The sequence below is a fragment of the Natronolimnobius baerhuensis genome, from assembly GCF_002177135.1.
Taxonomy (GTDB): domain Archaea; phylum Halobacteriota; class Halobacteria; order Halobacteriales; family Natrialbaceae; genus Natronolimnobius; species Natronolimnobius baerhuensis.
Window position 1 is genome coordinate 986,856 of the sequence record NZ_MWPH01000001.1, and the last position, 15,032, is coordinate 1,001,887.

12 protein-coding genes are annotated in these 15,032 nt (G+C 61.1%); 3 read left to right on the plus strand and 9 right to left on the minus strand.

Translation table 11 applies throughout. From position 1 onward, the window contains the following. Positions 1 to 47: 47 nt before the first annotated feature. A complete protein-coding gene (locus B2G88_RS04715; RefSeq protein WP_054862852.1) occupies positions 48 to 524 on the minus strand; it encodes an SRPBCC family protein in 477 nt (158 codons plus the stop codon). 331 nt (positions 525 to 855) lie between these two features. Next, the gene (gene lrpA1, locus B2G88_RS04720) at positions 856 to 1,284 is read right to left on the minus strand and encodes an HTH-type transcriptional regulator LrpA1 (RefSeq protein ID WP_054862834.1); all 429 of its coding nucleotides are present in this window, start codon (positions 1,282 to 1,284) and stop codon (positions 856 to 858) included. Positions 1,285 to 1,404: 120 nt separating this feature from the next. On the opposite strand from lrpA1, the gene B2G88_RS04725 reads away from it, so the two are divergent. Then, entirely contained in the window at positions 1,405 to 1,731 is a 327-nt protein-coding gene (locus B2G88_RS04725) for a hypothetical protein (protein WP_054862853.1), read from the plus strand. 126 nt (positions 1,732 to 1,857) lie between these two features. On the opposite strand, the gene B2G88_RS04730 is transcribed toward B2G88_RS04725, so the two are convergent. Both B2G88_RS04730 and B2G88_RS04735 read right to left on the minus strand, forming a co-directional pair. After that, positions 1,858 to 2,793 (minus strand): thiamine pyrophosphate-dependent enzyme, encoded by a 936-nt coding sequence (locus B2G88_RS04730; RefSeq protein WP_054862835.1) that lies wholly within the window; start codon positions 2,791 to 2,793, stop codon positions 1,858 to 1,860. A gap of 3 nt (positions 2,794 to 2,796) precedes the next feature. Then, positions 2,797 to 4,701, minus strand: coding sequence for a 2-oxoacid:acceptor oxidoreductase subunit alpha (locus tag B2G88_RS04735; RefSeq protein WP_087714104.1), 1,905 nt, complete (start codon positions 4,699 to 4,701; stop codon positions 2,797 to 2,799). 288 nt (positions 4,702 to 4,989) lie between these two features. On the opposite strand from B2G88_RS04735, the gene B2G88_RS04740 reads away from it, so the two are divergent. Then, positions 4,990 to 5,718 carry an OsmC family protein gene (locus B2G88_RS04740; RefSeq protein WP_054862836.1) on the plus strand — a complete coding sequence of 243 codons (729 nt, stop codon included), beginning with the start codon at positions 4,990 to 4,992 and terminating at the stop codon, positions 5,716 to 5,718. Here B2G88_RS04740 and B2G88_RS04745 read toward each other — a convergent pair. After that, positions 5,715 to 6,491 (minus strand): PHP domain-containing protein, encoded by a 777-nt coding sequence (locus B2G88_RS04745; RefSeq protein WP_054862837.1) that lies wholly within the window; start codon positions 6,489 to 6,491, stop codon positions 5,715 to 5,717. The genes B2G88_RS04740 and B2G88_RS04745 overlap by 4 nt on opposite strands. A gap of 62 nt (positions 6,492 to 6,553) precedes the next feature. After that, positions 6,554 to 7,705 carry a chorismate synthase gene (aroC, locus tag B2G88_RS04750; protein WP_087714105.1) on the minus strand — a complete coding sequence of 384 codons (1,152 nt, stop codon included), beginning with the start codon at positions 7,703 to 7,705 and terminating at the stop codon, positions 6,554 to 6,556. A 110-nt stretch (positions 7,706 to 7,815) separates the two neighbouring features. On the opposite strand from aroC, the gene B2G88_RS04755 reads away from it, so the two are divergent. After that, on the plus strand, positions 7,816 to 8,229 hold the full coding sequence (locus B2G88_RS04755) for an HIT family protein (RefSeq protein WP_054862838.1): 414 nt from the start codon (positions 7,816 to 7,818) through the stop codon (positions 8,227 to 8,229). A gap of 8 nt (positions 8,230 to 8,237) precedes the next feature. Here the strand turns inward: B2G88_RS04755 and aroA are convergent, their stop codons facing one another. The 3 genes from aroA to B2G88_RS04770 all read right to left on the minus strand — a co-directional run bounded on the left by aroA (position 8,238) and on the right by B2G88_RS04770 (position 15,019). Then, a complete protein-coding gene (aroA, locus tag B2G88_RS04760; RefSeq protein WP_087714106.1) occupies positions 8,238 to 9,527 on the minus strand; it encodes a 3-phosphoshikimate 1-carboxyvinyltransferase in 1,290 nt (429 codons plus the stop codon). Positions 9,528 to 9,977: 450 nt separating this feature from the next. Continuing rightward, positions 9,978 to 11,153, minus strand: a complete 1,176-nt coding sequence (locus B2G88_RS04765; protein WP_087714107.1) for a mandelate racemase family protein — start codon at positions 11,151 to 11,153, stop codon at positions 9,978 to 9,980. A gap of 674 nt (positions 11,154 to 11,827) precedes the next feature. Beyond that, a complete protein-coding gene (locus B2G88_RS04770) occupies positions 11,828 to 15,019 on the minus strand; it encodes a glycoside hydrolase family 2 TIM barrel-domain containing protein (protein ID WP_087714108.1) in 3,192 nt (1,063 codons plus the stop codon). Positions 15,020 to 15,032 lie beyond the last annotated feature (13 nt).

Genomic DNA, 15,032 nt, shown 5'->3' on the forward strand with positions numbered 1-15,032 from the left:
GACGCGTCGGCTGCAAACGTGTTCCGAAATACGCCATCGAGTTTTGTCTACTCGAGTGCGGCTTTCGTCCGGCGGTGTCGTTCACGAAACATCGCCTCGAAGCCGATCATCGAAACTGGTGAGGTGAGGTCACCAACCGGCCCGAACAGTTCGTATTCGACGTGATCGCGAAGGAGTGTCTCCTGGCCGTCCGCGAAGAACGTGTGCGTGTGACGCCAGGTATCAAAGGGACCGTCTGCCATTTCGTCGCGAAAGTACGCCGCGCCGTTCGTCCGTTCTCGAACCTGAATTACCGACGTCCAGTGCTGGCGCGGGCCGACGCCGAACGGCCGAAGCGACAGCGAAATTTCCGATCCTGCCTCGAGGATGTTGGGATCTGCCTCGCCGTCAGGCCCAACAACCGATTCGACGTCCAATCCCAGCCAGTCAGGTGTCAGCATCTCGAGACCGGAGACATTCGAGTGAAACTTCCAGACGTCCTCGAGTGGTGCGTCGACTCGAGTTTCGCGCTCGTAGACGGGCATAGTCACTGGTATGGCCCCGACAGTGAAAACTCTCCCTTCGAGTGGCTGTGCTGTGGGTGGGCTAGCCCAGCGTCAGTTTTCACGCTGAACGACGGGGCTATGCGTCGAGGAGTCGCGTTTCGCGTTGCTTACAGTACAGCAACAAGCGATTCGACAGGCCGGTGTGGCGGGGACCCATGAGATACCAAGTACCACGGCTTTCCGCGTGCAGGGACTGTCTTCGAATGGCCTCGGATCGCTTTGTGATCGATGTCTACACGCGGTACCACTCCGCGCCGGGATCCGGGGCCACAGAGTGACCGTCCACTCGAGTCCGAGACGCGACGCGTGCTTATTTGAGGCGCTCCTGCAAAAACGACGGGTGAGCAGCGGTGACACCATCGATCTCGAGGAGTGTCGCAGAGATAAATTCCCCAAGCGAGTCACCGTCTTCAGCCCGGACTTCGGCCATCAGCATGTGATCGCCGCTGGAACTGTAGAGCGATTCGATTTCCTCGAGGTTCTTCAGCGTCTTGGTCGCCTCAACGTAGCGTTCGCTCGCGACATCGAGGCCGACGAGCGCAATCGTCTGACTCGAGAGTTTCTTCGGGTCTATCTCGGCCGAGTAGCCGACGATCACGCCATTGTCCTCGAGTTGATTGATGTATTTTCTGACCGTTGGCTTCGATACCCCAGCCCTGTCGGCGATCTCCGAATAGGAGGCCTGTGCATCCTCTTCTAAGACCTCGAGGATGCGATCTTCCGTTGCCTGCGTGCTCATACAGTACTGTTTTGCTCCGACGGGAAAATATCTTTTGTATACGAAAACGTTGGCTCACCGATCCGTGTGCTGCAGCAATCGTCGGACTTATTCGCTCGCTGGCCGGACGCTGTGTACGGAATGGTCGATCCGAACTACATCAGCGGTGGCGTCTGGGTCCTCTGTGGAGCGCTGATTCTGTATCTCGGGACCTACAAGATCGGCCTACAAGGGCGTGCGGATCTGCACGCGAACTACGACGAGAGCGTCGATCCGGCCTTCGTCTCTCGCTGGGTTGGCGGGACGACCTTTCTAATGGGTACACTGGTTGTCGGCTACGGCATCCGAGAGATGCTGTATGGCTTCCATCCGTACGCACTGGCCATCCTCATCGTTGCCCTGCTCATCCTGAGTTACATCACGAAACTGTTCGCACGCGGCGTTGGGTATCGCGATACCCGCACCTGATCAACTCTTCATCGACTCGAGTCAGCAGCCCGTTTCTGATTCACGCGGACACGTAGACGGCCGTCTCGAGGCCGAAGTGTGCGAAAAATGAATCGCTCCGCAAGTCCCGTAAGGGACGCTCGTGGGTTACTTGTGGCGCTCGAGTAGGTCGTAGCTGCGTTCCCACTCGGCGTCGTCGTCGAAGTAACGCTCTGCGAGCGGTTCGTCGGGCATTTCGCCGACGGCCTTCTTTTCCTGCTGGTAGGATGGGCGGTCGTCGTCGACGTAGTACCGACCAGTCAGGACGGTGCCCTCGTTGAGCACGTCCTCGGTCTCGCGCATGATCTCGGCGGCTTCCTCGCGGCTGTTGACATCGTGGTCGTAGTCGTCGGACTCTTGAATGTCAATGTATGGGACGTACTGTCGGGCGTCCTTGTTCCAGGTTGGACACTGGGTGAGGAAGTCGACGTGAGCGAAGCCGTCGTGTTCGATGGCTTCCTTGATGATCTCCTTTGCCTGATTCGGGTTGACCGCAGCGGTGCGGGCAACGTAGCTCGCGCCCGCGGTCAACGATTGGGACAGTGGCCGAATCGGCGTCTTCGCGCTGCCGGATGGCTGCGTTTTGGACTTGTGACCCTTCGGGCTCGTTGGCGAGGTCTGGCCCTTCGTCAGGCCGAAGATCTCGTTGTTGAACACGATATAGGTCATGTCGTGGTTCTCACGAGCCGTGTGGATGAAGTGGTTTCCACCGATGCCGTACCCGTCACCGTCACCGCCAGCGGCGATGACCTCGAGTTCCGGATTCGCGAGTTTGGCAGCACGAGCCACGGGCAGCGAGCGGCCGTGGATCGTGTGGAAGCCGTACGTGTCGAGGTAGCTGTTCAGTTTGCCCGAACAGCCGATTCCGGTAACGGTCAGCACCTCTTCAGGATTTTTGCCGGCTTCCGGGAGTGCCTGCTTGAGCGACTTCAGGACGCCGAAGTCGCCACAGCCAGGACACCAGGTCGGCTGTGGTTCGACACCGGGGGTGAACTCGTCCCGGTCGATCTCTCGTTCTTCACCGATTGCGTTGAATGCACTCATTGGTTAGTCACCTGCAGCGGGTTCGATTCGTACCTGTGCGTCTGGCTGCTGGTCCTCCTCGGCAACGTTGACTTCGTAGCCCTCGACGACTTCGCCGGGCTCGAACGGGTTGCCGTTGAACTTCAGCAGACTGGTCATCTTATCGCCGTATCGGCCCAGTTCCTTCTGGATCAGTCCGCGGAACTGCCCGGTGGCGTTCATCTCGACGACCATCGCCTCGTCAACGCTCTCTAAGAACTCCGTGACCTCTTTCTCGGCGAACGGCATCATGTCGGAGACGCTGATCCCCTTGACCGAGTGGCCATCGTTGTTCAGGCGCTCGATAGCCTCTTCGACGGCACCCTGGGAGGAGCCCCAGGTGATGATGCCGTAGTCGGCCTCGTCGGGGCCGAAGTAGGTCTGGGTCGAGTCGCGTTCCTCGTCGAGTTCCGTCCGGATCGCCTCGAGTTTCTCGAGTCGGCGTTCCATCTGGGCGACGCGGTTGTCGGGGTCCTCGTTGATGTGACCGACAGGCGAGTGTTCGTTACCCGTCGCGAGGTAGCGACCGCCTTTCTGTCCGGGGATCGAGCGCGGTGAGACGCCGTCTTCGGCGTCCTCGTAGTTGAAGCGCTTGAACTTCCCGGAGTTGTCGTGGGCTGCCTCGCGCAGTTCGTCTTCGGTGAGTGTCGAGCCGAGGTCAGGCGAGACCTCGCGGTCGAAGAACTCGATGTCGACGTTTTTGTTCTCACCGGAGAGCTTCTGGTCGTAGATGACGATTGCCGGAATCTGGTAGTCCCAGGCGATGTCGAACGCCAGTCGCGTCTGCTCGTAGGCCTCTTCGATGTTCCCTGGCGCGAAGACGACGCGCTGGGAGTCGGCCTGGCTCGTATAGAGGACGAACTCGAGGTCGGACTGCTCGGGTTTCGTCGGCAGGCCGGTCGATGGACCGGCACGCATGGATTCGATCAGGACGAGCGGCGTCTCGGTCATCTCTGCGAGACCGAGCGGTTCGCTCATCAGCGCGAATCCGCCACCGGAGGAGCCGGACATCGACTTGACACCGGCGTGGCTCGCACCGACTGCGAGTGCTGCGGCAGCGATTTCGTCTTCGACCTGCTCAGAGACCCCGCCCATGTCGGGGAAGTTCTGGCTGAGGATGGTGAAGACGTCCGTCCACGGTGTCATCGGATAGCCAGCGATGAATCGGCAGCCGGCGTCGATGGCACCGTAGGCGATTGCGTTCGAGCCCGACAGCAGCGCCTGCTCAGTGTCGTGGTCGCCCGTTGGCGCACGCAGGTCGTGTTCGAACTCGAAGTCTTCCTCGGTCATCTCGTAGGCGTCGTGCAGAATCTCGAGGTTTGCCTCGAGCACGTCGCCGCCCATCGCATCGGACATCAGGTCCTCGATGTGCTCGAGGTCGAGATCGAGCAGGGCTGCGGTGACACCGACACCAGCGGTGTTTCGCATGACTTCGCGGCCGTGTTCCTTGGCGAGGCCGCGCAGGTCGACCGGGTAGACGTGCCAGCCGTTCTCTTCGGCTCGCTCCTCTAAGTTGAGGTCAGCGACATCTTCGTCGCTGATGAGACCCGAGTCGTAGACGATGACACCGCCCTCGCGGAGTTCGTCTAAGTTCTCCGAGAGGGGCTTGATCTCTTCGTTGCCGTAGAAGGCCTCTTCCTGCGGATTCCGGGCGAATGAGTCGCCCAGTGAGAGCAGGAAGTTGTAGCCGTCTCCTCGTGACTGTACCTCCCGTTCTGCGGCACGGATCTCGACGTATGTGTGGCCACCACGGATCCGGGATGGATAGTGGCGGTGTGTAAATACGTTGAGCCCCGAGCGCATTAGCGCCTTCGCGAAGTTCTGACTCGTCGAGTCGATCCCGTCTCCGGAACCGCCTGCGATTCGCCAGATGAGTTCGTCGTCGCTCATAGGTAAATCAGTGGCCTGTGGGCCAACCGTAGCGGAATTTTGCCCCACCAAACCTAAAGCCTTTGCTATAGATTACCAAGGATCTTTCGTGAAGGATTGAGTGTGCCACAAAATAATCAAATGATTGATCATGGAACATTCGCCGCGAAAACACAGTACTGGCGGAACTGCCATGCCAGCGCAACTGACAGCACCACTGCATATCTAATGCTACATATAATATATCATGTGTGAATTATTGCAGTCGGTTCTATAACACTTTTTGCTGCTGGAATCGCGATCTTGTCTATGAGCCACGTCCTGAGGATGGCCGCACTCGAGCCTGGAGCATCGTCCGGGACTCTCCTCGAGTGGCTGATCGATGAGGAAGACACAGTCACAGCCGCTGCCCCCATCGCAACCGTCGGTACTGCGGGCGCAACTGAGACTGTGATTTCGCCGGCAGAAGGCGTGTTTCGCCGACAGTTCGTCACGGCGGGCGAGTCCGTCCCGCCGGGAACCCCCATTGGGGTCGTCGCCGTCCCAGATGAGACCATCGACGACTGCGTGGCCGAGGCACAGCAAACGCTCGAGGATATAGACACCCACGCACGAGACACCAGCATGCCCAATCGGACCGTGACGGCCTCGACTGATGGCGGTCTCTCCGGGCAACTCGAGGCCGGATCGTTCGCGTGGCGATACGACGAACCCGCCGAGTACGGCGGTACGGAAACCGGGCCGACGCCGGTCGATATCTTCCTCGGCGGGCTCGCGGCGTGTCTCTCACTGAGCGTGCGGTATCAGGCCGACAAACGGGACGTCGCGATTGGAGAGATTGCTGTCACCACAACGGCAACGCCCGATCACGGCCCCGTCGAGACGCTCGAGGCGACGATCCGACTCGAGACGGACGCCGACGACGAGACTGTCGACCACCTCGTCGATCTAGCGGAACGCGGCTGTCACGTCTCGCAGTTGCTTCGCGCAGAGTACGGGCCGACCATCAACTGGGAGCGGGGCGAAACAACGACTTAAGAGAGCGACGGCGGCTCGACGACCTCGAGATCAGTCTCGGCGACAAAGTCCGCGAGGAACTCTGCTCGCTTGCCGATCTCTGCCGGCTCGTGTGAGTCCGTCCCAACCGTCACCGACACGTCGTACTCCTGTAAGATCTCGAGAAAGGAGGGACCGGGATGGACGATTGCCGCGTCGGTGAGCGCGCGGCCAGCGTTGATTTCTGGTACAGTCCTCGAGTCGGCGAACGCCTCGGCGACGCGGCGGTACTGCTCGGTCGTCGACCGGCCCCGCAGCGGCGGCGTACGCTCGAGGAGGTCCACGTGGGCTGCGACGTCGAACAGTTCCGACTCGACGAGTGCGACCAGATTGTCGAAATACTGCGTGACAATCTCGTCACGGTCGTCGTCAGAAAGCGCGGTGAAATTCGAGGCGTTCTGGACGTTCTGTTCGCCGATCTGATGGACGCTCCCGAGCGCGTAGTCGAAGTTCCCCTCCTCGAGAAACGAGCGAATCGCGGGTTCGTCGCGCGGAACGTAATCCATTTCGACGGCGTCGTAGATCTCGATTGGTGACTCCTCGCGGAGTTCATTGAGCGCCTGCCGGCGTCGCTCGTAGGTCAAATCCAGATTGAACCCGAGGAGCTGTCGTTCCTGTTGCGGAGCCACACGCGAGGCGACGTTGCAGTGGTCGGCAAAGCCGATTCCCTCGAGACCCGCATCTGCGGCTGCTCGAGCCATCCGGAACAGAAACTCGCCGTCGGAGTAGTTCGAGTGGGCGTGGAAACACTTCATACGTCCCGAACCAGCGTCGAGGTGTTAGGTGTTGTGTCGGGTTGTGCGTCTCGAGAGTGGGCTCACTCGTTCGCCGGGTTGCTCGGGTGATAGTCCGTATCGTACTTTCCGGGTTGATCGTCGACGCGGTCGGGGTTCATCCGACCCGACAGGAACATGAAGTCGACGAGCGTCAGTGCGAGCATCGCCTCGACGACGGGGACGCCACGCGGCGGCAGGACCGGGTCGTGGCGGCCGATGACCTTCTCCTCTTTGAGTTCGCCCGTCTCCCAGTCTGCGGTCTGTTGGGTCTTCGGGATCGAGGTCGGCGCGTGCAGCGTGACTTCGCCGTAGATCGGCTCGCCGGAGCTGATACCGCCCTGAATGCCGCCGTGGTCGTTCTCGACGGGAACCGGGGTGCCGTCGTCATCGAACTCCCAGTCATCGTTTCGGTCTTTGCCCGTCCACTCGGCGGCGTCGGTTCCGAGACCGAACTCGAAAGCCGTCGTCGCCGGCACGGCAATCATCGCCTGGCCGAGGCGGGCCGAGAGGGAATCAAATCGAGGCGCGCCGAGGCCGACCGGCACGCCCTGCGCTTCGAAGTAGATCGAACCGCCGATTGAGTCACCCTCTTCCTGATACGCAGCGATCAGCTCCTGCATTTCTTCGGCCGTCTCAGGATGGGCACAGCGAACGTCGTTTTCCTCGGAGTGCTCGAGCATCTCCTCGAAGCTCACCTCGGGCGCTTCGACGTCGCCGATCTGGTTCACGTGGGCCTTGAGTTCGATGCCCTCGCGTGCGAGCAGTTTCTTCGCGATTGCGCCCGCCGCAACCCAGTTGACCGTCTCGCGCGCAGAGGAGCGTCCGCCGCCGCCCCAGTTGCGCGTCCCGAACTTGGCCGAGTAGGTAAAGTCGCCGTGAGAGGGCCGGGGTGCGGTGATGAAGGGCTCGTACTTGCCAGAACGCGCGTCTTTGTTCTGGATGACCATCCCGATTGGCGTGCCCGTCGTGTAGCCGTCCTGGACGCCCGATTTGATCGAGACGGCGTCGGGTTCGCCGCGGCTGGTCGTGATCATCGACTGGCCCGGCTTTCGCCGGTCGAGATCGTCCTGAATATCCTCTTCGGAGAGCTCGAGGCCGGCTGGAACCCCCGAAACGGTACAGCCCATTGCGTCCCCGTGGCTCTCGCCGAACGTGGTCACCTGAAAGAGGCGACCGAACGAGTTGCCGTTCATTACTCACCCGTGGGAGGGCCTGGCATTTAGGTTTTGCAATCTCTCGCCCCTCGAGTCGCTCCTCGAGAAAGTGTCGGAACCATTACTTACCCCTGGTGTGAGAGTCGCGTATGGACGAGGACTGTCCGTTCTGTCGCCTCCTCGAGGGTGAGCAAGACGACCGCGTCGTCTACGAGGACGCCCGAACCATCGCATTTCTCGACGAGAACCCCGCGTGTGTTGGTCACACGCTCGTCGTGCCGACTGCCCATCGGCCAGACCTGCTCGTCGCCGACGTGGAGACCACGACCGCCGTCTTCGAGACCGTCCAGCGAGTCTCGAGTGCGATGGAAACCGCCCTCGAGCCGGACGGCTTCAGCGTCTTTTATTCAACTGGGTCGATTGTCGGACAGGTCGAACACGCACACGTTCACCTGTTGCCGCGGTACGAGGACGACGACATTTCGCTCAGCCTCCACCGCACGACGCTCACCGAGGAAGTCGAAGCCGACCTCGCGGAGCGGATTCGCGCGGAATTGTCCTAATCTGTGGCTTACGCCTCAGTCACGTCCGCACCCAACTCCTCGAGCAGGTCGAAAAAGCCGGGGAAGGAGACGTCGACGTGCTCCGTTCCCTGTACCGTCGTCTCCCCGTCGGCGACCAGCCCCGCGAGCGCGAGCGACATGATGATCCGATGGTCGGCCCGCCCGTCGACGGTCGCGCCGGAGAGCGTCGACTCGCTGCCGTGGATCGTCAGCAAGTCCTGTTCCTCGGTCGTCTCGACGCCCATCGTCCCTAACTCCTCGGCCATCGCGCTCACGCGGTCGGTCTCTTTGTAGCGGACGTGCTCTGCGTTCGTGATATGGGTGTCGCCCTCCGCGACAGCACCGAGCGTGGCAATCGTCGGCAGCAGATCCGGCGTGTCCTCGACGGAGACCTCGATCCCCTCGAGTTCGGCCTTCGAAACGTCAATCGTTCCGTTCTCGCGGTCCCACTCGACCTCAGCGCCCATGCGCTCGACGATATCGACGATGGCGGTGTCACCCTGTGCGCTCGGCTGGGCTCCCTCGACGTGGATGCCCTCCTCGCTGGCGATTGCGCCCGCGGCGAGCAGGTACGAAATCGACGAGAAGTCGCCGGGAACCGCGTACTTGCCGTCCGCCGGCGCGTAGGACTGCCCGCCCGCCACGGTGAAGCCACGGTCGGTCTGCTCGGCGTCGACGCCGTAGTCCGCGAGCAACTCCGTCGTGATATCGACATAGGGCGCGGACTTGAGCTCGGTCTCGAGGTCGATCTCGATTCCCTCCGCAGTTACTGCACCGGCCATCAGCAGCGAGGTGATGTACTGCGAGGAAACGTCGCCGGGGATCGACACTTCGCCGCCGGTGATCGGCCCGGTGACGACCAAGGGAGCCTGCCCGTTCCCGCGGGTGCTCTCGGCCCAGCCGCCGAGTTCCTGAATGGCCTCGAGCAGCGGCCCCTGTGGACGCGAGCGCAGTGACTCGTCGCCCGTTAGCACGGACATGCCGTCCGCGAGTGCGGCCGCGCCGGCGACGAGTCGCATCGTCGTCCCGCTGTTGTCGCAGTTGATCACGTCCGCCGGGACCTCGGGTCGGCCGTCGAAGCCCTCGATCTCGAGGGTGCCGTCAGACTGGCGCTCGACGGTCCCGCCGAACAACTCGACGGCGCGAGCGGTCGCCCGCGTGTCGGCGCTCCAGAGTGCGTCCCGAACCGTTGCGCCGTCGGCATACCCAGCGGCCAGAATCGCTCGGTGGGTGTAGCTCTTCGACGGCGGTGCGCGTGCCGTTCCTCGAACGCTCGAGGGTGTGATAGTGACGTTCATACGCCCTACGTGTCGGGGCCGCCCTATACCGATACCGATCCGAGCAAATGACTCGAGTGCGTACAGCCACGGTGGGACGTAATAGCTCTAAATAATATGTATTTAGAATTGTAATTTGTTAAACGGGCAATTCTAAAGATACGGCGATAACAGCTCGAGACAGCAGTTCACTGCTACACTCGAGCTTAACGTGGGGCCTTTCTGCAGTTTTGACTCCTTTCCCACATAGTCAAACGAAGACGAGAAATCTCGACAAGAGGGTAATTTTTCTAAAGTACTATCTCCACAATAGCATCTAAACTCCACAGAGACCAAGACATATATCGCACATTTCGATGTTCATAGTATACTTATCACTCCAAACCAAGAATCGTTAGGGCATGTATAGAATAGCTCTAGTCCTGAAATTCTGATGTGTGAAAATACAGTCTGATTTGAGAGTGGTTTAGGTCACTCGTAGATGTGGAGTGAGCCAGTCTGGTTGTCTTCGATGTACGACCAGTCGTAGTCGACGCCGAGTCCTGGCCCCGTCGGAACCTGCACGTGACCGTCGCTGTCGATTGTATCGATCATATCCGAGTAGTCGCCGTTGTAGACTGGTGGCTGCGTATTCTGACAGTCAGGGTGGACGAGCGCGAGTTCGTAGTAATTCGTGTTCCGAGTCGCGGCGATACAGTGGCGCTGGGCCGGCCCCGGCGCGTGGAACTCCACGTCGAGGCCGAACGATTCGGCCATCCGCGTCACCTTCATCGCCCCCGTGATCCCCGCGTCGTACTCCGGATCGGCGCGCACGAAGTCCGTCCCGCCGTTCGCGACGAAATCCGCGTGGGCCTCGAGCCCGCGCACGTGTTCGGTCTGGAGAATCGGCGTCTCGAGCATTTCTCTGAGCTTTCGGTGGCCGTGCTGGGAGATGCCGCCGTCGCGGTAGGGGTCTTCGTACCAGCAGAACGATTCCTCGTCGAGCGCGCGGCCAACTTTGAGCGCGTCGGCGAACGTCTCGTACTCACAGGCCGGATCGTACATGAGGTCGACGCGGTCGCCGACGCGCTCGCCGACGGCGTGGATTGCCTCGAGTTCGCGCTCGAGGTCGCGGCTGCTGTCGCTGCCACCCCAACCGTGGATTTTGTACCCCGGGAAGCCGCGGTCGGCACACTCCTCGCCGAAGTCGGCGAACGCCTCGGGCGAGTCGAGGCCGCCGTTTTCGTCGCCGTGATAGGTCGAGGCGTAGGCTGGGATCGACGTACGATAGGTGCCAAGCAGTTCGTGAATCGGCGCGTCGTAGTACTTGCCCGCGAAGTCCCAGAGCGCGATGTCGATGGGGCCGATTCCCATGCGGTCGTACTTTCGCAGCGCCCGCTTGATCTCGCTCCAGTGTTTCTCGCGCTTGAGCGGGTTTTTCCCGACGAGGTAGTCTGCGAACATGTTGATCTGAGCCGCGCCAGGGGAGTTGCCGCCCACGTACTCGCCGGTGATGCCGGTGTCCGTGTGGATTTTGATCCCGAATAGCTTTCGCCACGTCGTTTCACCGGGTTCGTAGATCAGGTTAAAGCCGTGCTCGTCCGTCCCAAGATCCTCGAGCGGGTATCGGAATTCCCGACTCTCGATTTTGGTGATCGTTGGTCCCATGCGTAACGACGGTCCACGGATCGGCTTAAAACTACGTGCGTGATGAGGATTTGGCCGACAGGATGGTACCGGTCCCAGACGACGACAGCAGGTGCCAAAAAGCGAGAGGAGTTGACGAACAAATTGATTCGAGAGCTAGTAGGAAGTTAATAGTAACAGAATTATTATATATCGGGCACATTAATGGGATTCAGTATCAAACCAGGCTAAGAGCGGTTTTATACGACATTTCGTGTGCGTATAGATAATTCTAAACCACGCGCATAGGTATAACAACGGATATGCTCTAAATCCGTTCCTGAAGGCGCTTTTTCTCTATTATCCAGTGGAATCGTGAGTGGTACATTACACGTATTGGATAGATATATCTGATTTCAGAGTGGAATATGGAACCGATAGGTGTGCTCGCAATTGCAACCGAGAAGCGGTCCCAAAACTAATACTACGTTTCGCCCGCAGAATCTAATTGCACCGATTGAAACCCACATCAGTAAGAGTACGATTCCGACTGTGACGCCTATCGGCCTCGTCCCACCGCGGAACGAGTCAGCAAAACCAGATATATATATATCGTTAGCAAACGACCAATGCGAGTAATCCGCTAGTTCAAGCGTCTATTCATCTCCTTACTCGAGCAGACCCTTCATCAAATCATAATGTTGACGTATAGACCACTACTGCTCGAGGCAGGTACGGCGAGCCAGTTTTGCGGGGTCGACAGCAGCTAATTCGTATGGACGCACGGTTACGGTGAGCGTTGTCGCCTCGGGACTAACCCGATGATCGGCGAGCGGTTTGACTGGTGTTCCGCCGACACCAGAGACCGCCGCGTCGATGGAGAGTCGAGCACCGTCTCGCTCCACGAGGTCGGCCGGCGAATCAGCTGTCGCCAGGTTCTCGTAGCTATCCGTCCGCAGGGAAAACGACTCGTCGGCGAAGACGAGCAGTCCCGACTGCGGACCGGTGAGGCTTGCCCAGCGCACGTCCGTCTTGTTCCCGTTCGTCTGTGGCACACGATACGGAACGTGCTGGTCCGCAATCGAGCCGCTGTAGCGCCCGATCTCGCCGCTCGCCGAGCGATCCGGATACGTCTCGTGTGGACCACGGCCGACCCACTCGAGGTCGGTCACCGACGACGGCAGGTCGAAGTCGATTCCGAGACGAGGGAGCCACGACTCGAGTTCCTCGCGGAGGAACGCCGTCGGCTCGATGTCGGTCGTGAGGACGATATCGCCGCTCGCGTGCACGTCGTACGTGGTAGTGACCCCGAACAGCGTCTCGTCGTCCGGGTTCTGGACCTCGGTGTCGACGACGAGGTGGGCGTGATCGCTCCCTGGCTCCTCGAGTGTCACGTCGCGCACAACCGAATGCGTATCGTCCAGCCCCAGTGACTCCCACTCGGTCTGGTTTTCGTAGCCCCACTCGGTCGAACTCTGGATGCGACCCTCGTTCGGCACCGGCGCGCGGAATGCATCGACCTGCGGACCGCCGGTCGCCACCGGGTGGCCGTCGACGGCGAGTTCGCTGAACTGGCCGCTGGCGGCGTCGAACGTGTACGCGAAGCCGTCGCCACTGAACGTGATCTCGTCGTCGGTGGATTCAATCTCGAGGTCGCCCTCGTCCCCATCCTCGTCTGCCCCAACAGCGGGCGCAGGGTCGGTGTCGACAGGCACTTCGAATTGTTCAAAACCGATTTCGTGGCCCGCGTCTGCCCAGTCCGTATCAGCTGGTAACCGAAGTCGGATCGTCGCGTAACAGCGCTGTCCCGGCTCGACATCCGGGTCGTCGAACGGGATAATCGCACCTTTGGTCTGGCCGGCCGGCACATCGAGCTCGAGCGTTCCCTCCTCGAGCACCTCGCCGTCGGCGGTGAGTTCCCAGACGGCCTCGAGGTCGCTCAGGTTCGTAACGTCGTGGCTGTTCGTGATCGTCACGACGCCGTCTTCGGGGACGACCGGCTCGAGGGCGAAGGGCTGGTGGGTCCACTTGACCTGCTCGAGGACGGGTTGTGGGGAGAGATCCGAGAAGACGAGACCATCGAGCAGGAAGGCGTCGTCGCCGAACCAGAGGTCCGTTTCCGCGTCGGCGTCGGCGACCACGTCCGCGTTCAGCGTCTGGTTGCACCACTCCCAGATAAAGCCGCCTTGCAGGCTGTCGATTCGGTCGACGAGGTCCCAGTAGGCTTCCTGATGGCCGAGGCTGTTACAGAACGCGTGTGCGTACTCGCCCATGATCATCGGCCGGTCATCGACGGCGCTGAACTGGGCGATGGTGTCCGGAACCGGATAGCGCGGCCCCGAGATGTCGGTAAACGGCGCGGTACCGGTCATCGACTCGTGGAACTGCGCGTAAGGCGCGTCGCCGTCGCCCTGATGGAAGACGAACCGCGTGCCGTCGACCTCGTGGGCGTAGTCGGCCATCGCCGCGTGGGGCTCGCCCGTCCCCGCCTCGTTGCTCGTACTCCAGGCGACGATGCTCGTGATGTTCTTGTGGTGGTCGACCATCCGGCGGAACCGCTCGAGGAACGACTCGTGGAACGCCGGATATTTGTGGACGAACTCGAGGTCAAAGTGCGTCTCGACGTTGGCCTCGTCGAAGACGTACAGCCCCAGTTCGTCCGCGAGCGCGTACACCGAGAGGTCGTGGGGATAGTGGGCCGTCCGGATCGCGTTGATGTTGGTTTGCTTCATCAGCTGCAGATCCTCGAGTGCGCGCTCGAACGGCACCGTTCGCCCGCCGTCGGGGTCGTGATCGTGGCGGTTGACGCCCCGAATCGTGACGGGCTCGCCGTTGACCTGCAAGACGCCGTCGACGATCTCGTACTCGCGCACGCCAAAGCGATGAGAAATCGCCTCGAGCGTCTCGCCGTCCCCATCTTGCAGTTCGAGGACGAGCGTGTACAGCGTTGGATCTTCGGCGGACCACAGGTCGGGCTCGTCGAGCGTCGCCTCGAGTCCTGCCGTCGCTTCGGCAGCCGGCTCGAGTGCCGTCTCGACCGACGTGACAAGTTCGTCGTCCGCGTCGAACACGTGCGCCACGAGAGCGATCTCGCCCCCATCCAGTCGGTCCGCGCCGTGAACGTCGGCCTCGAGCGAGACCGTCGCCGCGTCGTAGCCGGCGTCTAGGTCGGTCCGGAGGTCGTAATCCTGAACGTGTGCGGGCGGCGTCGCGTAGAGGGAGACGCTACGAAAGATTCCGCTAAAGCGGATCATGTCCTGCGTCTCGAGGTAGCTGCCGTCCGAAAAGCGCACGACCTGAACCATCAGTTCGTGCTCGGAGCCGGGCGAGAGATAGTCGGAGACGTCGAACTCCGAGGGCGACATCGAGCCCTGATCGTAGCCGACGTACTCGCCGTCGATCCAGACGAAGAATGCGGATTTGACGCCCTCGAAGTGCAGGTAGGTGGGCTGGTCGTCGGTCCAGTTGTCCGGAACGCTCACCGAGCGCCGGTAGGTGCCGACCGGGTTGAACGTCTCGGGAACCTCGGGAGCCTCCGGCAGCGGGTCGACCTCCGGCAGTCGCTCCCACGTGAGCGCGTGATTGCGGTAGATCGGGCGGTCGTAGCCATGCAGTTGCCAGACCGACGGGACGGGAATCGTATCCCACTCGTCTGCAGCGAGTGCGGCGGGTACGTCGGCGGGGCGTTCCGCCCAGCAGAAGTCCCACTCGCCGTCGAGGCGCTCGAAATACGGTGACTGGTCCCAGCGCTCCTCGAGTTCGGTCAGGTGCTCGTTCGCGTCGAGTGCAGCCGCGACCGACTCGTAGGGGATCGTCGGCGCACGCACCGGTTCCGTGTGCTCTGTCAGCCGTTCGGGGTTCTCGATATACTCCGAGAGAGAATCGATGGTAGTCGGCGCTCGAGACATATATCCACAAGGC